This window comes from Photorhabdus kayaii, assembly GCF_025384895.1.
Classification (GTDB): Bacteria; Pseudomonadota; Gammaproteobacteria; order Enterobacterales; family Enterobacteriaceae; genus Photorhabdus; species Photorhabdus kayaii.
Genome location: NZ_JAJAFZ010000008.1, coordinates 1 through 21,233, shown reverse-complemented (window position 1 = coordinate 21,233; position 21,233 = coordinate 1). Strand labels below are relative to the sequence as shown.

Below are 21,233 nucleotides of genomic sequence, written 5' to 3'. Positions count from 1 at the left end.
ACTATGTCATTGATAAATGTATCTGGTGCGTGGTTGTCGTTCAGTGATGCACCATTACTTGATAATGCAGAATTGCATATAGAAGAAAATGAAAGAGTTTGTCTGGTTGGCCGTAACGGTGCTGGAAAATCTACTTTGTTACGGGTATTAGCAAAAGAGCAGCCGTTGGATGATGGTCAGGTTATTTACGAACAGGATCTGGTTGTCGCCCGCTTACAACAAGATCCCCCCCGTAATATAGAAGGGACGGTTTTTGATTTTGTTGCCGAAGGCGTTCAGGAGCAGGCCGAATATATTAAATCTTTTCATCTGGTCTCCCGTTTGGTGGAGCAGGACCCAAATGAGAAAAATCTTAACCGCCTGGCAGAATTGCAGGAGGTGCTGGATATTCGTGGGTTATGGTCACTGGATAGCCGCATTAATGACGTATTGAAACAGCTCTCTTTACCTGCGGAAGCGAAGCTCTCTTCTCTTTCAGGTGGTTGGTTGCGTAAGGCCGCATTGGGAAGGGCGTTGGTTAGTTTGCCAAAAGTCTTGCTTCTTGATGAACCAACTAACCACTTGGATATTGATACGATTGAATGGCTAGAGAATTTCCTGAAAGATTTTCAGGGTAGTCTTGTTTTCATTTCTCATGACCGTTCATTTATTCGCAATATGGCAACCCGTATCGTCGATTTGGATCGGGGTAAGCTCGTATCGTGGCCGGGTAATTACGATAAGTTTCTTGAAGGCAAAGAAGACGCGTTGCGTGTGGAAGAGATGCAAAATGCTGAATTTGATCGTAAGTTGGCTCAGGAAGAAGTGTGGATACGTCAGGGGATTAAAGCGCGTCGTACTCGTAATGAAGGGCGTGTCAGGGCATTGAAGGCATTACGTATTGAGCGTTCACAACGCCGTGAAGTAATGGGAACCGCTAAAATGCAGATGGGAGAAGCGAGTCGTTCCGGCAAAATTGTCTTTGAGTTGGAAAATGTTAACTATCAAATTGGTGAAAGGAAACTGGTCAATAATTTCAGTGTGCAAATTCAGCGTGGGGATAAGATTGCACTGGTAGGACCAAATGGTTGTGGCAAAACAACTTTACTGAAACTGATGTTAGGTGAGCTGCAATCTGAGAGTGGCCGTGTTCATTGTGGTACTAAACTAGAAATTGCTTATTTTGATCAGCATCGGATAGCACTTGATCCGGAAAGAACCGTAATGGATAACCTGGCTGGAGGTAAACAGGAAGTGATGGTGAATGGTCGTCCTCGTCATGTTCTGGGTTATTTGCAGGATTTTCTGTTTCATCCCAAACGAGCAATGACACCGGTTAAAGCGCTTTCTGGTGGTGAAAGGAACCGATTGTTACTAGCGCGTCTATTCCTGAAACCCAGTAATCTGTTGGTACTTGATGAGCCAACCAACGATCTGGATGTAGAAACATTAGAGTTGCTGGAGGAGCTGGTAGACAATTATACAGGTACTGTATTGCTGGTGAGTCATGATCGTCAATTTGTTGATAACTCCGTGACAGAATGTTGGATTTTTGAAGGTAATGGTGCGATCAATAATTATGTTGGTGGTTATTACGATGCTCAGCAACAGCGCGAACAGGTTGTATCGTTGCGCCAGCAAAATAAGAAAAAACTTCAAACGGAAGTTAAAGTAGAAAAGATTAAGGAACCGCCAAAAAATTCTCGTAACAAAATGAGTTACCATTTATTACGAGAGTTAGAGCAATTACCATCATTGTTGGAGAAACTGGAAGAAGAGCTTGATCAGTTACAATCTCAAGTGAGTGATCCTGAATTTTTTAATCAGCCTCATGTAATAACCCAAAAAATATTGACTGAACTGTCTCAAAAAGAGCAAGCATTAGAAGCGGCTTTTGATCGCTGGCAGGAATTGGAAACATTGAAAACAGTTAATAGTTAACATAATTAGCAGAATCATACTGCGAAATTGTTCTGAGTATGATTCTGTGGATATTCCCGATTTCCTTAACAGGGAGAAAGATCTTGTGTTCCGGTAACCATCATCATGAAATGGTATTGTGCCCTCAATGTGATTTGCTGGTGACATTGCCAGAATGGGTTCAGGGAACGAAGGCAGTTTGTCCTCGTTGTAAGACGACATTAGTCACATGGTGGAAAGAACCTAAACATCAGCCAACAGGTTATGCAGTCAGTGCATTATTTATGCTGTTAATGGCTTGCCTGTTTCCATTTGTCAGCATGAGTGTGGCGGGAATTGGCAGTGAAATTACCTTATCTCAAATCCCTCAGGTGATGTTTAATGAAAATTACGTCAGTGTGGGAACATTCTTTTTGCTCTGTGTTCAACTGGTGCCTGCGTTTTGTATGGTAGCGGTTATTCTCTTGTGCCAGGGTGTTGTTACTTCTCAGAAGATAAAAGTCTGGTTGGCCAGGGTCTTATTCCAGATGAAAAGCTGGTGTATGGTTGAAATCTTTCTGGCAGGGGTGTTAGTCAGCTTCGTTAAGTTAATGGCTTATGGTGATATTGGGTTAGGTTTAAGTTTTTTGCCATATTGTCTGTTCTGTCTTCTCCAGGTGAGAGCATTTCAATGTCTGGATCGCCACTGGTTATGGAATCAGATAACCCTCGCACCTAGGGTGAATATACCGTTACAGGCAGGAAGATCGGGGTTAGTGCAGGGTGTTCGATTATGCCAGTGTTGTACGGCTATTTTACCGGCAGACCAATTGGTATGTACACGTTGTTATACTCGTGGGCATGCCCGTCGTCGCAACAGTCTACAATGGACAATGGCACTGATAGTGACAGCTTTAATGCTGTATATTCCTGCTAATATTATGCCAATGATGGTGACAGAATCGTTAGGTAATCGGAGTGACTCCACTATTATGGCTGGAGTGATATTACTATGGAGTGTAGGTTCATACCCGGTCGCTTTAGTCATTTTTATTGCTAGTATTATGGTGCCATCCTTGAAAATGCTGGCAATTAGCTGGTTGTGTTGGGATGCCAAAGGTCACGGTAAACGGGATTCCACCCGAATGCATTTTATTTATGAAGTTGTCGAATTTGTTGGCCGTTGGTCAATGATTGATGTATTTGTTATCGCAATATTGTCATCACTGGTACGTATGGGGAAATTGATGAGTGTCTACCCTGCTATGGGGGCAGTTATTTTTACTTTAGTTGTGATCCTGACTATGTTTGCGGCAATGACATTTGATCCGCGTTTAATTTGGGATAGGGCCAACGTTAAACATTCGTTATAAGGCAATGAAGGGGTGTCAAGGTGACGGATAAAGTTGAAGACCAGAGTCAGGCTAAAATCGATAAAATTAAAAGTTGGTCGCCAGTCTGGATTGTACCGATTGTGACAGTGCTTATAGGTGCTTGGATATTGTTTTACCATTTCAACCACCAAGGGCCGGAAGTGACGTTGATTACCTTCAACGCGGAGGGCATTGAAGCTGGAAAAACTAAAATTAAAAGCCGTAGTGTGGATGTCGGCGTGGTTGAGAGGGTCATGCTGAGTGATGATCTTAGTCAAGTTATTATTAAGGCTCGGCTGAATGATGGCATGGAAAATCTATTGCGTAGTGACAGCGCTTTCTGGGTAGTGAAACCGCAGATTGGCCGTGATGGAATATCTGGTCTTGGTACTCTTCTGTCCGGGGCTTTTATTGAGCTTCAACCGGGAACGAATGGTGATGAAGAAGATGAATTTAATTTGTTGGACTCACCACCATTGGCTTCACCTGATGCAAAAGGTATTCGTGTCATCTTGGTCAGTGATAAAGCGGGTCAGCTCAATCCGGGTGATCCGGTGTTGTTTCGTGGTTATCGGGTTGGTTCTGTTGAAACCAGCGAGTTTGAATCGAAATCTCATCTGATGAGATATCAGCTATTTATTAATGCACCTTATGATGGTTTGTTGACAACCAATGTCCGCTTTTGGAAAGAGAGTGGTATTACCTTTGATATGTCTTCTCAGGGGGTACGTGTTGAAATGGCTTCGTTATCAACGCTGTTTGGTGGTGGTGTCAGTTTTGATGTGCCTAAGGGTTGGGAATTGGGTGAGCCAATTAAAGAAAAAGCCACTTACAAACTTTTTGACAACCAAAGAAGCATTCAGGATTCTTTATATACCGAACATAAAGATTATCTGTTGCTCTTCTCTGATTCTGTTCGAGGGCTACAGCCGGGTGCGCCAGTAGAGTTCCGTGGTATCCGTATGGGGACTGTGGCAAAAGTACCATTCTATTCAGAGGGAATGAGACAGCGGTTAGATAACGATTTTCGTATCCCAGTACTTATCTCCATTGAACCGGAGCGCTTTGAGAAGGAGCTGGGAGAAGGGTTTGATGTTGAGAAAGAGCTGAATAGCATAACTAAACGTGGTCTGCGGGCGTCCCTCAAGTCAGGTAACTTGCTGACAGGGGCACTGTTTATTGATTTGGATTTCTATCCAAATGAAAAAGGGTGGGCCGGCCCGTATGAAATTGCAGGTTATCCGCTATTGCCGACAATCAGTGGTGGCCTTGCTCAAATTCAACATAAGGTTATTGCAGCGTTAGACAAAATTAATAATATGCCGGTTGAGCCAATGTTTAATCAGGCTATTCGCACTTTGGAAGAGAGCCAGAAAGCGATCAGAAAAGCACAACAGACCCTTGATGAATTGAATAAGGTGCTGGCGAATCCTGAAACCAAAGATCTGCCAAAAGATATACAGAAAACATTGCAGGAGTTTAGCCGCAGTATGCAAGGTTTCCAGCCTGGTTCACCGGCTTATAACAAGATGTTGGATAATATGCAGCGATTAGATCAAGTGTTGAGTGAACTGCGACCTGTTCTGAGGACGTTGAATAATAAGAGCAATGCGTTAGTTTTTGAGTCTAAGCCAATTGAAGATCCAGAACCGAAAAAGGCTAAAAAATGATGAGAAGATTGGCATTAATTTTAGTGATTTTTATTTCTGCTTGTAGCCGTCAGCCAGAAAAAACTTACTATCAATTGCCGGTAGTAGCAATAGCATCACAAAAGAGTGCTATTGTGCAGCATGATCGCCAATTATGGGTACAACGGGTTATGTTGTCCGATTATCTGTCCTCCTCCGGTGTGGTGTATCAAAGTAGTGATGTTAGTTATGTCAGTGCGGCGAATCACTTGTGGGCAAGTCCACTTGAACAACAGTTACAGCAAGTGCTGGTAGCTGAGTTAACTATGGCATTGCCTCAGCGTTTAGTTTCTGCTCAACCATTGGTTAATAAGCCAGATACACTAGACGTGACAGTCACCAGTTTTCATGGTCGTTATGATGGTAAGGTGATTTTGCAAGGTTACTGGACATTAACGCATCAGGAGAATGTCGTTAAACAGCCCTTTAATCTGGTGCTAAAACAGCAAGAAGATGGTTACGATGATTTAGTCCGCACATTGGCAAAAGGATGGAGTCAGTTGGCGCAAGCTATTGCCAGTCAATTAATTTCCCAACCGTAACCCTCTGTCATTCTCCGAGTGTAAAACTTTTGCACTCGGAGAAAATTGGTATTATCAATAGGATAAAAATTTCTCTTTATTATTAATACGTTATTGTTTTTTTTGTACTGATATAACAAATATTACATTAATATGAATTTCTTGACTTGATTTTCAAAATTTATAGGGGTATTTCTAAATTGTGGTTGGATAAATGGTGACCACTGTTTTCTTTCTACTGATCTAGCTTATGAGGTAAATAAAAGCATGAAGAGACAGAAACGAGATCGTTTAGCACGAGCATTATCGAGAGGGTACCATGCAGGTATTTTGGGGCGTCCAAGGGAGCATTGTCCCTATTATTCATTAGATGCCCGTTCTCATTGGTTAGGAGGATGGCGTCAGGCGATGGAAGACAGGTCGATGATGGCTTAGTCTGCCAAACTGATGGTATAGGTTAGGTGAGAAAAACCTCCATTCCTTATCAACGTGATATATATCCCAAATTTAATCTGACAGTGACTGATTGTTTATACAGATATCTGTCAGATTGAATCCTGTGAGTTTTCTCTGTCCAGATTTCCCTTTGGTTGTGACTAAAGTAAAAATGCCCGTGCTGTGTAAATAAGTTTTTTCTAGCGTCAATGGCTTACCAACTATTTGTTAAATTATTAAAGCATCGTGTGATGAAACCTTTGATGTATCGCATGTAATAAATCGGTAAGCATTAGCAATGTCAGGATTACAATTCTTTCATGTTGTTGTGCTGTTATTTGAGAATTCGGTAACATGTGAATGACTGGCCGCTAGGTGACATATCCTATTTAACCTATTCAACATGACGACTGAAATTGCGGCCATTAAGTAATCTACTTGGTAAATACGAGAGAAGATTGTAATTCAATAATTGCAGTCAGATGGGTTTGTTAAACATTTATGATGTAATTCAACCCAAAAGAGACGGCTATATTCTTCAATCCCATCGACTGATATGGTTATAGATTCATGGCTTGTATAGGCTGTTTGAAGCAATGATAATAGCGTCGATCCGCCATTAATCGTGCATACCCACCTAAATCCTTGGATACGGGTAGGAGTCGCTATTTTTCCATAGCAATCCCCATTTGTGTTAGGTGCTTTTAGCATTTCGACGGTACCGTCAATCCTATCGAGTTTTGCAATGGCAGTTGGTGTAAGAGTCAATGCTATGATTGTGAGCAGTATTTTTCTGATGTTCATATAATATTACCTCGGTGTGTTTGTTAATATTAATCATAAATCTTAATTATTATTAATGTTTTACCTGTCATCAGTATGCTTTGGGGAGCTTGTTTGATATATCAGGTCAATTTGATCATAGCACAATTTGCCAATTGTATACTGATTGGTCAGCGACAATTGGGTGTTTGTCATGCAGATATTCAGGTGTGGATTTGTGTTATTTCTAGTCGAGGTAGGTCAAAGTTAGAACTTGATTTGATTTTTTTCTGTATATACTCAATGGATTTCAAGATGGATCGCGACGGCAAGGGAGCGAATCCCCGGGAGCATAGAGAACGATGTGACCGGGGTGAGTGAGTGCAGCCAACAAAGAGGCAACTTGAAAGATGACGGGTATAGATATTGAATCTTATACTCTGAGATATAACCGGAATTACCTTTGAGGGAGAAAAAATAGCACCAAGTATTTTTTTAAGATATTGGTTACTTGGTGGTGTGCTTTTAGTGAAAAAAGGTGAAAAGCAATTAGCCAGTCACCTTCCTTTTCGATATGTTACTGATTATTGATTAGAAAGCGCTGGTATCTTTAAACAAGCCTACTTTCAAATCCGTTGCCGTATAGATGATTTTTCCATCTACTAACACTTCACCATCAGCCAGTCCCATAATCAATTTACGGTTAATGACACGTTTAAAGTTGATACGGTAGGTGACTTTTTTAGCCGTTGGTAATACTTGGCCGGTGAACTTAACTTCGCCAACGCCAAGGGCACGGCCTTTACCTTCACCACCTAACCAGCCAAGGAAGAATCCAACCAATTGCCACATGGCATCAAGGCCAAGGCAGCCGGGCATTACCGGGTCATCAATAAAATGGCAGTCGAAAAACCATAAATCAGGGGTAATATCCAGCTCGGCTTCTATGTAACCTTTATCGTAGGTACCGCCGTTTTCTGTCATTTCAATGATGCGATCCATCATTAGCATATTACCAGATGGTAATGGCGGCCCATTTTCTCCGAACAGCTCACTGCGTCCAGATGCGATAAGATCTTCTTTTGTGTAGGATTTACGTTTATCAACCATATTATCAGATAGCCTTATATTTAATGTAGGGTAAATAATAGAGTACACTTGTACGCTGAACAACTCCGATCAGACATTGTGAATTAACCCAACCAGCGAAGAAACCACGGGAATTTAGGTCGTTCCTGATTATTCGCCTGTGTTATACGTTCTTGTATCATAGCTAACAAGTGTGTTTCTTGTTGATCATAATAAGGGATACCTGTCAATAAAGGCAGCGCTTCAGAAACATGTTTTACTGACCATAAATGAAATTTTTGCGCTTTTACCGCATCTACAATGGCTTGATTAAGACATAAATGATGGATGTTCGCTGCGGGTAGGATGACTCCCTGTTGACCAGTTAGCCCTCTGCGGTGGCATACTTCAAAGAAACCTTCGATTTTTTCGTTAATACCACCGATGGGTTGAACATAACCAAATTGATCTACTGCACCTGTGACGGCCAGTTGTTGATCAATGGGTTGCAGGGAAAGAGCACTTATCAATGCGCATAATTCGGCAAGAGAAGCGCTGTCGCCGTCAACTTCACCATAGGACTGTTCAAATACAATAGATGCAGAGAAAGGTTGTGGTTGATCCAATTTTAGCTCGGAAATTAAAAATGCTTGCATAATCATCATGCCTTTCGCATGGATATTGCCACCTAACTCAACTTTGCGTTCAACATCAACAAATTCCCCATCTCCCATATGGGCCACGCAAGTGATACGGGATGGCTCTCCTACTGGATCAGGATGGCCGGGATACTCTAGCACAGATAATCCATTAATTTGGCCAATGACCATGCCTTGGGTGCGGATAAGAATCTGGCCTTTGTGAATTTCCTCTAAACTACGTTCAGGCAGATAATTGTGACGCCAGCGGCGATTTTCCTCTGCTTGTTTAATTGATTGAGCTGTAATCTGATTTTCTTGCTGATAGAGTGCCGCAGTAGTCAGTTGCCGTTGTAGCCAGAGAATATCTAAAGGCAGGAGGTGTTGATCTTCTACATGGCGGATTGCTTGTTGGACAAGCTCAGGCCAAGCATTGTGACTCAATGGAGGTAATTGCCATTGTTGAATGAGTCCATTGATATAATCGCACCACAGGCTTAAATCCTGCTCATTATGAAATGGCATATCCAGCTCAAATTCGCCATATAGAGCGCTTTTTGTTAATTCAGGTTCTGTAGCCTGAAACTCTTCAAGGCTTAGACGATCTCCAACCAGGATCAGACGTAGCTTTAATGGCATAGAAGGGATAGGTAATGGTAACGGTTTGTTGCTATCCGGAGACAACCATTCAAAGCGTTGCTGAATAATCATCTGTTTCAGGCGAACCCACATTAAGGGCTGAGACAGTAGGGTACGTAACGGTAGAATAAGTACACCGCCATTTACCTGATGAATCAGACCGGGTTGTAAGTGAATTTCTCCGTTGTGAGAATGGAAGCAGCCAAATAGTTGCTCTGCTTCTATCCATTCACGATAGGCGACGCGTAACTCAGGTGTGAAATGGCCTGCTGTTGATGGTTGCCAGCTAATTTTCTGTTGCTGTATGTGATAATTGCCACCAATTTGGGGAAGCTCTTTCGTGAGTAATGGACGGATAGACTCAGCTAATGCTGACAAATAAATATCACATTCTTCGGCTTTCAATAGCATAAAAGGCTGGCGGGAATCCATCCGGCAAAAAAGCTGTAAACCACTATGTAGCCGTGATTGAACGGCTTCCATACTGGCAGACGCCTGTTGGGAAGCAGAATGAAAAAGCGCATCATAAGGAACGCAATTCGGCAGTAATGCCTGCCAGTCTAGTTTGTTAGTGGTCAAAGTGATCGCTGTATGTTGTAAAGTAGGAAAGCGTCGATTATACAAGATTAAGATATAAACCAACATGCTTGAATGTTTGCTATTGCAGACACTTTATGTAAAAAATAATTTTTTCAAAAAACAGATATTAATCAGTTTGGCTATAAGCAATTTACTAAAATAGTTGTTATGCTTATTTTTAGTTACGCTGTCACTGAGAAAGTAAGATGAAATATCAACAACTGGAAAATTTGGAATGTGGCTGGAAGTGGGCTTATCTGATGAAAAAACATCAAGAAGGCGAGCCAATTACTAGATATATTGAAAACAGTGCAGCTCATGCAGCCGTTGATAAACTCATTGAACTTGAGAGTGAACCGGTAAGGGTACTGAAATGGATTGAGCAGCATATGAATCCTGATTTATCCAACCGGATGAAACAAACTATCCGCGCTCGGCGTAAACGGCATTTTAATGCGGAACATCAACATACTCGCAAGAAATCCATCGACTTAGATTTTCCTGTGTGGCATCGCTTATCTGCACTTTCTCAACGACGGGGTAATACACTGTCTGAAACTATTATCCAGTTAATTGAAGATGCTGAGCGGGAAGAAAAGTATGCCAATCAGATGTCCAGCTTGAAACACGACTTGGAAGCTATTCTGGGTAAGAAAGAGTAATTTCAGTTGTGATAGGCTGGTATCGCAACAAGCTCTTTTAATAAGTTTGATATAAAATTTCACTATCGGTAAAAGAAAACCCCATTTGACAATGGGGCTTTCTGAGCTTTCGATGATTAATTATAACCAAGAAAGGCTATTATTGAGCAGATTGTGCTTGAGTAACAACCTCTTTAGTACCTTGAATTTCGATCTCTACACGACGATCTGGCGCCAGGCAGTTGATTAGGTTAGGTTTGCGAACCTTATCACAAGTAGAACCAGTGATAGGGTTTGCTTTACCGTGACCTTCCGCGCTGATGCTGCCGGCAGGGATACCTTTAGATACCAGATAGTCAACTACGCTTTGAGCGCGTTTTTGAGACAGCTTCTGATTGTAAACATCTTTACCGATACGGTCAGTGTAGCCTAAAACCAGTACCTTGCCCTGATTTGGGTCGATATTTGCTAACTCAGTATAGAGTTGATCCAGATTGTGCTTACCTTCGGCTTTCAGCTCAGAACTTGCAAATTCGAACAGCACATCAGAACGCAGGGTAAAACGTTTATTTTCAACAACGGGGGTTGGAGCTGGTGTTGGAGCAACAATCGGAGCTGGAGCAACAATTGGGGCTGCTGCTTCATCTTGGCCGAAGCGGTAAGAAACACCTACGCTCAACAGACCGTTATCAGGACGTGCACCTACTGAACCTGCATCCCCGATATTGTTAACCCACTGGTAATCCAGACGAGTAGCCCAGTCTTTAGTTATTGCATACTCAACACCGATAGCTGCCAGTGGAGAAACACCGGTGTCATGATTTTTCAGATGAGTATTGGTTACGCTGTAAGTTGCTTTGGAATCTGCCCGCCAAACCATACCACCCAGGCGAGTATAGATATCCAAGTCATCCATAATTGGATAGCTCAGTTTGGTTGCCATTTGGAAACCGTGGGCTTTGAAGGCACCATTATTGACGCTGCCTTTGTAAGGCATACGACCTAGCCAGTCGTAACCTATTTCAAAACCTAGGTACGGATTGGCTTGATAACCTAAGAAAGCACCCGTACCCAATTGGTTTTTGTGAGTAGGGCCATTACCGATTGCACTGGTATAATCGTTACCGTAGAAATTCACGTCATGGTATTGGGACCAACCCAACTTACCACCGGTATACCAAGTGTTGTCTTTTGGAGCTGCTTGCGTTGCAGTTGTGAAAGCGGCCACTGCCACTGCTACCGCGATAGCTATCTTTTTCATTTTAACGCCTCGTTATTATCATCACCCAATAGGCAATTGGCTTTGGGAGCCTTTTTACTTACTGCCTACCCCATTAGGCTATTTCATTTGCCATTCTTTGTAATAAAAGCGAACACTGAGTTGTGTTCAAATTCTTCGGTACCGTTATTGTGTGTACGCTTTGAATTTTACGCGTTTCCGTGTTCACTATTTATCCATAAGAATGGCCTGCACTAATTTAATATCTACTAAGATAGGCTGTTGAGCCATATTGATTAAAAAACTCAGTTAGGAATACTGCACTTTCATAAAACCGATGGACTAAAACAATACAAGGGTACTAAGTGCAGTAACCTTTAATGGTGTAAAGTCTACAACGAAGTTAAAAAGTTACAAGTGCCCCTTGATTAATAGAGTAAAAAATTTAAAAGATAATGCATGATTTCAAAAAAACTTTACTATTCTTTACAACTAATCTTACCTTAATTAATTGATTTTAATTGTGATCAGGGGTTCTTGGTCTGAATTGGTTATTTTGTGTTATGAATATTGCGATAATGCTTGGTTTTAGTCAATGGTAGTGAATGGAGTGGATTTTTAGTAAATTTGATCGCGATTCAGCATGGTTGGTTTCTTTACTTACATCTTGTGGGCGCATAATAAAGCCCAGAGCATTACCTTTTTGTGCCGCCGCCTGTAATCTTACGGTATCTTTTTCCGATAACTTTGGTAGCCAGCCAAGTACCACGCTGTAATTACCACTCGCCAATGCTCTTTCCATTGCCTCTACCGTTGTAATGGAGCTAATGCGATTTAATTGGATAATCTTATCTAAAGGTAATCCAGAGTTAATTAACCATTGGCGGCTCAGTTTTTTATGTGGACTAACCCATAGCAACCAGCGGGCTTCATTTCCTGATTGGCGTAACAAAGGTAGCAATATACGATTAATGACCGCTTGGCTATCGCTATATTGGTTATCACTATAAATCAATTCACTCACTATACCCGTCATCTTTCAAGTTGCCTCTTTGTTGGCTGCTCTCACTCACCCCGGTCACATAGTTCTCTATGCTCCCGGGGATTCGCTCCCTTGCCGCCGCGATGCATCTTGAAATCCATAGGGTATAGAAGGGTAAACCCAGGGTGATTGAATGCCCATAATGAACCTCGCCACAATTAACTGTATTAATATACAGTATCTTCATACCAAGCTAAGATCAAGTCTATTTTTTCAAAGAGCTTCGCAAATATTGACTGTAAATGGCTGTAAACTCATTTAACCATTGGCAGATAAAATTGGATTGCGTATGTTTTTAATTGCTTGTTCCTGTTATTTATTTTACTAGTAATTGGGACAAATCTATGGATAAGAGATTTATTTGCACAAAACTCATGGAGTGATCTGTATGTTTTTGTCTGAGGTACGTTTTACTCAACTCAAAAATGGTTTTTCTTCGTTTGGGGCATTGACAAGGAAGCCACAGTTTGGTGGTTACAGCCTGTTAGCTGATGGGATTATGTTCGCTATTATTGCTGATGGAGAATTATATTTAAGGGGAAATGGCCATGCTGAAGTATTATTTAAAGCCAGAGGAATGAAAAACTATATTTACTCGAAAAAAGGAGTGCCTGTAACTTTGCGTTATTATCAAGTTGTTGAGTCACTTTGGCAAGATCAAGAGTTGTTATCTCAATATGCGTATTTGGCTTATCATTACTCATTTATTGAAATGGTGGGTAAAAAGAAGATGCCAGAGCGTTTGAAGGATTTACCTAATCTTGGAATGTCTTTGGAACGTCAGTTATGGAAAGTCGGAATATGTAAAGTTGAAGATTTGCGGTTGTTAGGTGCGAAAGCCAGTTATTTAAAATTGCATCAATATAAAAGAAATTCTAATGTTAGTTTATTGCTTGCTTTGGCTGGTGCAATTGAAGGATGTCATTCAGCCGTTTTACCGGTACAGATTCGTAATGATTTATTACGCTGGCACAAGGAATTGGCTTGTTAGATCTTTATCGTGAACAGCTAAAGAAAGGGGCAGTCAACTGCCCCAGTATGTCAATCTGGTTATGTTTAATTAATTTTTTTAATGATACTGGCGATTTTAGGTAGCAATGCTATTAATAAACTGATTTGTTGCAATACCAGTTGTTCTTTACTATTTCTTTCTGCCGGCGCTTGCTCAATTCTTTTCACTATGTTGACAGGTATTTGCTTAATTCTATCATCGTCTATTAATATCGATTTTAATGCTGTATCGACATAACAAACAGCATCATTAAGAATATCCAAAATAGCTTTATTATCCAATTTATCTCGATGTGCTCCCAGCGCAGAGATGTAACTTAGCATGGTGTGATTTAGGCACAATAGCTGGAATGCTTTTTCTTGAGAAGTCTGGTCACTTTTCGGCTCGGCAGACATGTTTGAAATAACGGATACCAGTTCTGCATCACTATTATGGGCATCACGGCGGGCAATTCGATAGGTCAATCCATTATCTTTTCCCTGATAATATTGAACTAAAATGGTATCAAGGTAGCGACAGTTGGTATTCATCGTCCGGTTTATCACTTGTGATAACTGGCGGAATTTCCAGTCTGGCCAAATGAAATTTACGGCTAACCAGGCGCTACCACAACCGATTAATGTGTCAATAATTCTTGGTAATGCGACTTCAAAGCCTTCATCTAATAAATTGAAGCATAATAATACCAGTAATGTGATAAACAGGGTTGCATGTGCATATTGGGTGTTACGGAAGACGAAGAACAATACACCAGAAATGACAATTAACACCAGTTGCCCCTCAATAGATGGCACAAAGTAAAGGATTGGTAAGCCAATCAATACCCCGGCAACGGTTCCTATTATTCTCAGTATCAAACGGCGGTGAGTAGCGCTGTAGTTGGGTTGGCAAACGAATAGACTAGTTAGTAAAATCCAATACCCATGTTGTAAATCCAACAACTGGATCATGGTGTAGCCACTACATAGCAGAACAGACATACGGATTGCATGGCGGAACAGGGCTGATTTTGGGGTTAGATGGCGGTCGAGTCTTAGACAAATATCACGCCAGCCAGTTAAAGTTTCGTCAGATAGTTGAGTCTCATCTTCTCTGTCTTTGGAAAGATTATATCGTCCAGAACTCATGCTTGCTAATTGTGCATCAATCGCGCGCAGGTTTTTCAGCAAATTATATAAGGCGGTAATCTTGAGGTTATGTTTCTGTTGCTTACTGAGTTGTTGTAGGGAACTTTCCAAATAGTTAAATGCACGTTCAATACGTGGATTGTGCTGGTATGGTTTATGCCAAAGTATCGATTGAGCAATCTGTTCACATACATGGGCTTGTATAGAGAGAAGACGTTGAAAACGGAACAGAATATCGCTGTAACGGAAAATATGTAGTAGGCTCTGATATTGCACATGAGATGAACTTGCCCGTTCGTGAATATCTTGTGCAACAAAGTAATAATGCAGAGTGTGGTGAGTTCCGCGTTGGCGGCTATCGCCTTTCAGACGGGTCAGTAGGGAGGTTTTGGCTTGATTTAGCGTGTTAACTAAGACACTGTTTGCCATTGCCACATTAATGACGGATTGCTGATATCCTTCTTCTATTATATCGGGATCAAACAGATTAGCTTTAGCGTCAAGGTAAACTGCGAGTTGTTGGTAACAACGTGCTAGATTGTCTTGTAATGGGCGAATAGGGAACAGTAAATGGCCCGTTAGAGTTAGCAGGTTATACCAGATTGCACCTGTCAGCAGTAATAGGGGTTGTTGATACCATAGTGGGAAAATAGACGAGCCAAGCATGGTATAAATTGCGATCAGCAACGCACCAAATGCAATAGTGGCATAACGTTGTCCGAGGGCTCCCAGTAAGATAAAACTGCAAGTGGATAACGCCAGTCCAATGGTAAAAAGCCAGGGATAAGGGAACAGTAATTCAATAGAGGCTGAAGCGATAAAGAAAGAAATCAGCGTGATCACTAGATTACGTAAACGTCCAGTTAGACGATCATCAAGATCAGCGAGTGCTGCGGCAACAACGCCCAAGGTCAATGAGATAGTTATTTTAGGCTCTTTATTCAGAAGCCAAGGCACTAGTGTTGTTCCAGCCAAGGCGATTAGGATACGGTTATAGTAGAGAAAATGACTGTTATAAAGAAAACGGCGCAGACCGGAGAAAACAGTTAGCACAAGATACCTCTGAGGTAATAATAACGGCCATAAATAACTATACCCTACGGATTTCAAGATGCATCGCGACGGCAAGGGAGCGAATCCCTGGGAGCATAGGTAACTATGTGACCGGGGTGAGTGAGTGCCGCCAACAAAGAGGCGACTTGAAAGATAACGGGTATATTATGATAAAAGGTTTATTGGTGATAAAAAACTCTTATAAGACATAATTCAACTATTTTTTAGGTACGGCGCTCGATAATGGAACTTAAAGCAACACAAATTGGCCAACGCCTTGCTCAGCATCCTTATAATCGGGTGCGCTTGCTGAATGCGGGTATTGAAGTCAGTGGTGAAAAGCATCAATACCTGATCCCATTTAACCAGTTAATTAATATTCAGTGTAAACGGGGTATCATCTGGGGTGAGTTAGAGTTTGAGCTATCCGATGGAAAAGCGGTTCGCCTTCATGGTACTGAATGGCAGCAAACTCAGCGTTTTTACCATTATCTGCTTGGTGAATGGCAGAAATGGAGTCAGGAAATGAGTGATATTAGTGCTAATGTACTGACAGCTCAGGTTAGTGAAATCAACAGAATTGGACAACAGAATCGCTGGTTGAAAAAAGCTGATTTGTTCCAATTACAACAACAAATTCAAGCAACATTTCAGGCTTTACCGTTGCCATTACAACGTCTGGAACAATTTGATCATTGCCGGGATGAGTATCAAATTTGTTTGCGTTGGCTTGAGAATGGCGAAAAGTGCGTTGAAAAAATCAATCTGCAATGGACAGAACGTATGTTGGAGCAACACCGTGACTTTTTTCAGCGGGTAGAAACATCTCCTTTAAACCGTTCTCAGAGTCTGGCTGTTATTAATGGTGAAAATTCAGTTCTGGTTCTTGCTGGCGCGGGTAGTGGAAAAACATCGGTGTTAGTAGCGAGAGCGGGTTGGTTATTACTTCTCCAACAGGCGATTCCCGAACAGATATTATTGTTAGCCTTTAGTCATCAAGCCGTAAATGAGATGAATGAAAGGATTCAGACGCGTCTTGGTGTGAATGAGATTAAAGTAAAAACGTTTCATACTTTGGCGTTGCATATCATTCAGCAAGGGAGTAATAAAGCGCCAAAAATCAGCGTGTTGGAAACAGATGGACAAAAAAGAAAAGATTTTCTGATTAAACACTGGCAACAACAATGCAGCGAGAAGAAAGCACAGGCCAAAGGTTGGCGGGAATGGCTGACAGAGGAGTTGAAATGGGAAGTGCCGGAAGGTGAATTTTGGCACGATGAACAGCTTGTTAATCGTTTGTCAGATCGGCTTGAGCGTTGGTTGGGGTTGATGCGTATACATGGTGGTAGTCAGAAAGCAATGATAGAGCAAGTTCAGGAAGAGTACCTGGATCGGTTTCAAAAATGTATTCGCCTGATGGGGCCTTTATTAAAAGCGTGGAAATCTGAATTAAAAGCAGAAGGTGCTGTTGATTACTCAGGGTTAATCCATCAGGCAGTGAATATTCTGGATAAAGGGCGGTTTATCGGCCCGTGGAAGCATATTCTGGTCGATGAGTTTCAGGATATTTCACTATTAGGGGCCAAATTGCTCACTGCAATGCGAACCCAAAATAGCCAAAGCTGTCTGTTTGCCGTAGGGGATGACTGGCAGGCAATTTATCGTTTCAGTGGCGCGGAGCTGATGTTGACTACCGCATTTGCTAATTATTTTGGCAAAGGTGCTGAATGTGTACTGGATATCTCTTATCGGTTTAATGATAAGATTGGTGAAATTGCTAACGCGTTTGTGCAACAAAATCCGAATCAGTTAAGGAAGTCACTAAATGGTTTGACTAAAGGTAATAAAAAATCAATTGTTATCTTGCCAGAAGACCAGCTTGAACCTTTATTGAATAAAATGAGTGGCTATGTCACTGAGCAGGAAACGATTTTATTGCTGGCGCGTTATCACTATTTGAAACCTGAATTACTGAAAAAAGCAGCAACTCGCTGGCCTAAATTGAAAATAGAGTTTATGACTATCCATGCATCTAAAGGACAACAAGCGGATTATGTGATTATTCTTGGTCTGCATCAGGGGCAAGATGGTTTTCCTGCACCAGCAAGAGAATCTGTGATGGAGTGGGTTTTATTGCCACAGCCAGAAGATTTTTCGGATGCGGAGGAGCGTCGCCTTTTGTATGTTGCATTAACACGGGCGAAGAAGCAGGTATGGTTGATGCAAGACAAGAAGAATCCATCGGTGTTTGTACGTCAGTTAGAGCAGTTAAGTGTGCCTGTTCAACGTAAACCTTGAGATTTTGCGTTGGCTGAAATATTCAGTGCCATCATGGGATACCTTTTCTGGAAATCCCACTCTGTTTTTTCTAAGGATCTGACGTGGAGAGAGCACGTAGTTACAGGTATATATTATAAAGACTTATTTCAGACGTTCATTCAGGTAATGTTGATAATCAGGCACTTGAATATCTACTGAGTCAGAAAATAGAGGAGAACTAACAATAAAATCCGCAGACGCTAGATTAGTTGCAACAGGGATATTCCATACTGTAGCAAGGCGTAGAAGTGCTTTTACATCAGGATCATGAGGCACGGAATTAAGTGGATCCCAGAAAAATATCAACACATCAATTTTCCCTTTTGAGATTAGAGAACCAATTTGTTGATCTCCACCCATTGGACCACTAAGCATATTGGTAACAGATAATCCGGTTTCGTTCTGAATCAGATTACCGGTTGTGCCGGTAGCGTATAAATGGTGTTTCTTGAGTAAACTTTTATGTTTTTTGGACCAGGCTAGCAGCGAAGTTTTACAGTGGTCATGTGCAATAAGCGCTATATTTTTATAGGGAGACAGCGTACGGGTTGTTAATTCCATGCAGATACCTTTGATAATCGTTATTGTGTTTTCGATCGTAGTGAGTTCAATTGATAACAACGTTTATCATATACATTGCAATAAATAAACAAAGTAAAAATATCGTATTTTAAGGAGTAAAAAATGAGTGATCAGCAAATTGCGGACATACTGAAACGAGTAAAAACTATCGCGTTGGTAGGTGCGAGTGAAAAAACTGCTCGTCCAAGTTATAAAGTTATGGCTTATTTACTGGAACAAGGCTATCAGGTGATTCCTGTCAGCCCGAAGCTTGCCGGACAAACACTGCTTGGGCAACGAGTGTATGCACAATTGGCAGATATTCCACAGGCTGTTGATATGGTTGATGTATTCCGTAATGCTGACGCTGCATATGACATTGCGCAAGAAGCTATAGATATCAAAGCAAAAGTGCTCTGGTTGCAACTTGGTGTTATTAATGAGCAAGCAAAAATATTGGCAGAGGAAGCAGGTCTGGATGTTGTTATGGATCGCTGCCCAAAAATTGAAATTCTAAGATTGGGACTCGAAAAATAATATTTGTCAGCTTGTAATTATTTGGTTTCTAATTAGTGGATGAAGGGCGCCAGGCACCAATATCTAATGCAAACTTAAGGAGTTGGGTGAGAAGTGGTATCTGGGTTCCAAGTGTTCAAATAATGTTTGAGCTGGATATTAAGTTTACTTTTCTAGACATCTTATAAAATCTATTTTTACAGTTATTACAATATATTAAGGCAAGTTTAGTTGCTCTTATGGCTGCTAAATTTTGTCAGAATCTACACTTTTATTGCTATAAGATATGGTGCTTTTGTTGTGCCTCAGTTTTGACCCTTTTTTATCATCAAAAAATAACCTATTGATTTAAAAGCAAAATAAAATATCTCCTGAAAAAAGGGTTTTTTCATTTTTTATCACTATATTCTTTAACTGTCAGCAACTTAAAGTTAATATGTAACAGTGCACTGCCGCACAGGCAGCTTAGAAAAAGGGGCCAAGCATTACACGTTCTGAGGCATAGTGCACTGCCGCACAGGCAGCTTAGAAACACGTTCGCAGCAAAATGTCCGGCTTCACCAAGTGCACTGCCGCACAGGCAGCTTAGAAAATGAGAAATTCACCCGTCACTACGACCTTGATGTGCACTGCCGCACAGGCAGCTTAGAAATGGCATGTCATTCGCTCATATCCAATCACAGTGTGCACTGCCGCACAGGCAGCTTAAAACACGATAACTGCCTAGGTTGTTTGGTATAAATAGAGGATTAATTGCGCAGTCTTGGGGCCAGTAGTTGATGGCGGATGGATTCTGCTAGCTCATCGAGAGAAGGTTGCTCTGGATGTTCATCGGATGTTTCATAGGCTAATTGTGCTTCGGCCAGATAAGTATGTACAGGTTGACCATTGTCGTCTTCCATCACAACGTGATACCAGGGAGCGGAACGCAGGGTAGCATTGGATGCAATGTCATCCTCTTGGGGTTGTTCCAGCGAGTATTCCACATCAATATCCACGATGACTCCCAAATAACCCAGAAGTTTGTGGCGTACTTGTTGGCCGATACCGAATTTGCTGGCGATAATCATAGTCACCTCCAAAGAAGTCTTGTATTGACATTGATATAAGGGCAGTAAGGTGAATTACAAGAGCCGTACCCGTTGGTTGAAGTCTTTTTTTTGCTTTAATTGCGAGTGTGACTCCATCTATTTCAGGTTAGCTGTAGTAAATATAAAACACAACCAACAGTCGTATGCTTAACTATATATGTGAGCGATACCGCAAGGTGATTGGGTTGATAGGGGGTAATTATGATTAAATATGGGATAACAATTTGTGTTTATGGACGGGTTCAGGGAGTTGGATTTCGCTATCAAACTTTTCGTTGGGCGAAATTTAATAAGCTGACAGGTTATGTCTGTAATTTGCATGACGGTAGTGTCAAAATCGTAGCTTATGGTGACAGTGAGCAACTAAATAAATTAACCCATTGGTTAGAGCAGGGTGGTCCACCGGGAGCACGAATAGATAATTTTTCATCTCAACCCTGCGCAGTGGAGGATGTTGTAGATTTTAGTGTCCGCCACTGAGCTAGTTTATTAATTAGATACATTTTACCGGTTTCGGCAGCCCGGCAATTTTAGTTGCCTGCTTTGCTGGCCCTTTGGGAAACAGACGGTAAAGATAGCGGCTGTTGCCTTTTTCTTCGCCATACTTTTGTGCGATTGCTTTTACTAACATACGGATAGCCGGGGATGTATTAAACTCCTTATAAAATTCCCGGATAAAACGAATGACTTCCCAATGCTGTTCAGTCAAAGTGATTTCTTCCTGTTCGGCGAGGAGTAAAGCAATTGCTTCCTGCCAGTCACTACTGTTTTTCAGATAACCTTGCGCATCGGTTTCGATTTCTTGACCTTCGAATACCAGCATAATCATTAATAACCATTAAAGAAAAGTCGCCGTAATTTAGCAAAAATCACTTCCATACCCAAGGATGGTATGCACATGTGCGGATAAAATAAGCCAACAACCATGAAAAAGGGTAAATTTACGGCAATCGAACAGAAGGATACTTTACATCTGTCTCGGTGCTGTTTATAGTGCACGCCATTGCGGAGGGGTGGCCGAGCGGCTTAAGGCAGCGGTCTTGAAAACCGCCGATGGGAAACCATCCGAGA

At 41.5% G+C, this 21,233-nt stretch carries 21 protein-coding genes and 1 CRISPR repeat array; of the genes, 11 read left to right on the top strand and 10 right to left on the bottom strand.

The annotated features are described in order from the left end of the window. Positions 1-3: 3 nt before the first annotated feature. From LGZ98_RS04835 to rmf, 5 genes are all read left to right on the top strand, one after another. Complete coding sequence (locus LGZ98_RS04835) at positions 4-1,920, top strand: ABC transporter ATP-binding protein (RefSeq protein ID WP_113043240.1); 1,917 nt, start codon at positions 4-6, stop codon at positions 1,918-1,920. Between the two features lie 83 nt (positions 1,921-2,003). Then, a complete protein-coding gene (gene pqiA, locus LGZ98_RS04830) occupies positions 2,004-3,251 on the top strand; it encodes a membrane integrity-associated transporter subunit PqiA (protein WP_262977784.1) in 1,248 nt (415 codons plus the stop codon). Positions 3,252-3,271: 20 nt separating this feature from the next. Then, positions 3,272-4,921: an intermembrane transport protein PqiB gene (gene pqiB, locus LGZ98_RS04825; RefSeq protein WP_113043242.1), complete on the top strand. Its 1,650-nt coding sequence runs from the start codon at positions 3,272-3,274 to the stop codon at positions 4,919-4,921. After that, positions 4,918-5,481, top strand: coding sequence for a membrane integrity-associated transporter subunit PqiC (gene pqiC, locus LGZ98_RS04820; protein ID WP_191214914.1), 564 nt, complete (start codon positions 4,918-4,920; stop codon positions 5,479-5,481). The genes pqiB and pqiC overlap by 4 nt, the downstream gene beginning before the upstream one ends. 246 nt (positions 5,482-5,727) lie before the next feature. Beyond that, positions 5,728-5,895 (top strand): ribosome modulation factor, encoded by a 168-nt coding sequence (gene rmf / locus LGZ98_RS04815; protein ID WP_112876661.1) that lies wholly within the window; start codon positions 5,728-5,730, stop codon positions 5,893-5,895. Between the two features lie 465 nt (positions 5,896-6,360). On the opposite strand, the gene LGZ98_RS04810 is transcribed toward rmf, so the two are convergent. The 3 genes from LGZ98_RS04810 to LGZ98_RS04800 all read right to left on the bottom strand — a co-directional run bounded on the left by LGZ98_RS04810 (position 6,361) and on the right by LGZ98_RS04800 (position 9,581). Continuing rightward, a complete protein-coding gene (locus LGZ98_RS04810) occupies positions 6,361-6,699 on the bottom strand; it encodes a hypothetical protein (protein WP_113043243.1) in 339 nt (112 codons plus the stop codon). 549 nt (positions 6,700-7,248) lie between these two features. Beyond that, a complete protein-coding gene (fabA, locus tag LGZ98_RS04805; RefSeq protein WP_113043244.1) occupies positions 7,249-7,767 on the bottom strand; it encodes a bifunctional 3-hydroxydecanoyl-ACP dehydratase/trans-2-decenoyl-ACP isomerase in 519 nt (172 codons plus the stop codon). An 83-nt stretch (positions 7,768-7,850) separates the two neighbouring features. Beyond that, positions 7,851-9,581 carry an AAA family ATPase gene (locus tag LGZ98_RS04800; RefSeq protein WP_113043259.1) on the bottom strand — a complete coding sequence of 577 codons (1,731 nt, stop codon included), beginning with the start codon at positions 9,579-9,581 and terminating at the stop codon, positions 7,851-7,853. 206 nt (positions 9,582-9,787) lie between these two features. Between LGZ98_RS04800 and matP the strand changes: the two genes are divergently transcribed. Further along, entirely contained in the window at positions 9,788-10,243 is a 456-nt protein-coding gene (matP, locus tag LGZ98_RS04795) for a macrodomain Ter protein MatP (protein ID WP_113043245.1), read from the top strand. Positions 10,244-10,382: 139 nt separating this feature from the next. On the opposite strand, the gene ompA is transcribed toward matP, so the two are convergent. From ompA to LGZ98_RS04780, 3 genes are all read right to left on the bottom strand, one after another. Continuing rightward, positions 10,383-11,483: a porin OmpA gene (gene ompA, locus LGZ98_RS04790; RefSeq protein ID WP_228899383.1), complete on the bottom strand. Its 1,101-nt coding sequence runs from the start codon at positions 11,481-11,483 to the stop codon at positions 10,383-10,385. Between the two features lie 550 nt (positions 11,484-12,033). Then, complete coding sequence (gene sulA / locus LGZ98_RS04785; RefSeq protein ID WP_113043247.1) at positions 12,034-12,477, bottom strand: SOS-induced cell division inhibitor SulA; 444 nt, start codon at positions 12,475-12,477, stop codon at positions 12,034-12,036. Beyond that, entirely contained in the window at positions 12,458-12,670 is a 213-nt protein-coding gene (locus tag LGZ98_RS04780; RefSeq protein WP_262977783.1) for a hypothetical protein, read from the bottom strand. The genes sulA and LGZ98_RS04780 overlap by 20 nt, the downstream gene beginning before the upstream one ends. Before the next feature lie 201 nt (positions 12,671-12,871). On the opposite strand from LGZ98_RS04780, the gene LGZ98_RS04775 reads away from it, so the two are divergent. Continuing rightward, a complete protein-coding gene (locus LGZ98_RS04775; RefSeq protein WP_113043248.1) occupies positions 12,872-13,474 on the top strand; it encodes a TfoX/Sxy family DNA transformation protein in 603 nt (200 codons plus the stop codon). A 65-nt stretch (positions 13,475-13,539) separates the two neighbouring features. Here LGZ98_RS04775 and yccS read toward each other — a convergent pair whose 3' ends face one another. After that, complete coding sequence (gene yccS / locus LGZ98_RS04770; protein ID WP_262977782.1) at positions 13,540-15,675, bottom strand: YccS family putative transporter; 2,136 nt, start codon at positions 15,673-15,675, stop codon at positions 13,540-13,542. On the opposite strand from yccS, the gene LGZ98_RS04765 reads away from it, so the two are divergent. Together LGZ98_RS04765 and helD are read left to right on the top strand one after the other, a co-directional pair. Continuing rightward, positions 15,585-15,887: a hypothetical protein gene (locus LGZ98_RS04765; protein WP_191214916.1), complete on the top strand. Its 303-nt coding sequence runs from the start codon at positions 15,585-15,587 to the stop codon at positions 15,885-15,887. The genes yccS and LGZ98_RS04765 overlap by 91 nt on opposite strands. Before the next feature lie 31 nt (positions 15,888-15,918). Beyond that, complete coding sequence (gene helD, locus LGZ98_RS04760) at positions 15,919-17,973, top strand: DNA helicase IV (RefSeq protein WP_262977781.1); 2,055 nt, start codon at positions 15,919-15,921, stop codon at positions 17,971-17,973. Positions 17,974-18,096: 123 nt separating this feature from the next. Here helD and mgsA read toward each other — a convergent pair whose 3' ends face one another. Then, positions 18,097-18,555 carry a methylglyoxal synthase gene (gene mgsA / locus LGZ98_RS04755; RefSeq protein WP_113043251.1) on the bottom strand — a complete coding sequence of 153 codons (459 nt, stop codon included), beginning with the start codon at positions 18,553-18,555 and terminating at the stop codon, positions 18,097-18,099. Positions 18,556-18,678: 123 nt separating this feature from the next. Here mgsA and LGZ98_RS04750 point away from each other — a divergent pair, with 123 nt between their 5' ends. Continuing rightward, a complete protein-coding gene (locus LGZ98_RS04750; RefSeq protein WP_113043252.1) occupies positions 18,679-19,092 on the top strand; it encodes a CoA-binding protein in 414 nt (137 codons plus the stop codon). A 422-nt stretch (positions 19,093-19,514) separates the two neighbouring features. Then, positions 19,515-19,783: a CRISPR direct-repeat array (repeat unit 29 nt; unit sequence AGTGCACTGCCGCACAGGCAGCTTAGAAA). Positions 19,784-19,820: 37 nt separating this feature from the next. Here LGZ98_RS04750 and hspQ read toward each other — a convergent pair. Then, complete coding sequence (hspQ, locus tag LGZ98_RS04745) at positions 19,821-20,141, bottom strand: heat shock protein HspQ (protein ID WP_011146062.1); 321 nt, start codon at positions 20,139-20,141, stop codon at positions 19,821-19,823. Between the two features lie 222 nt (positions 20,142-20,363). On the opposite strand from hspQ, the gene yccX reads away from it, so the two are divergent. Further along, complete coding sequence (gene yccX, locus LGZ98_RS04740; RefSeq protein ID WP_113043253.1) at positions 20,364-20,642, top strand: acylphosphatase; 279 nt, start codon at positions 20,364-20,366, stop codon at positions 20,640-20,642. 13 nt (positions 20,643-20,655) lie between these two features. On the opposite strand, the gene tusE is transcribed toward yccX, so the two are convergent. Further along, entirely contained in the window at positions 20,656-20,985 is a 330-nt protein-coding gene (gene tusE / locus LGZ98_RS04735; protein WP_036783230.1) for a sulfurtransferase TusE, read from the bottom strand. Positions 20,986-21,233 lie beyond the last annotated feature (248 nt).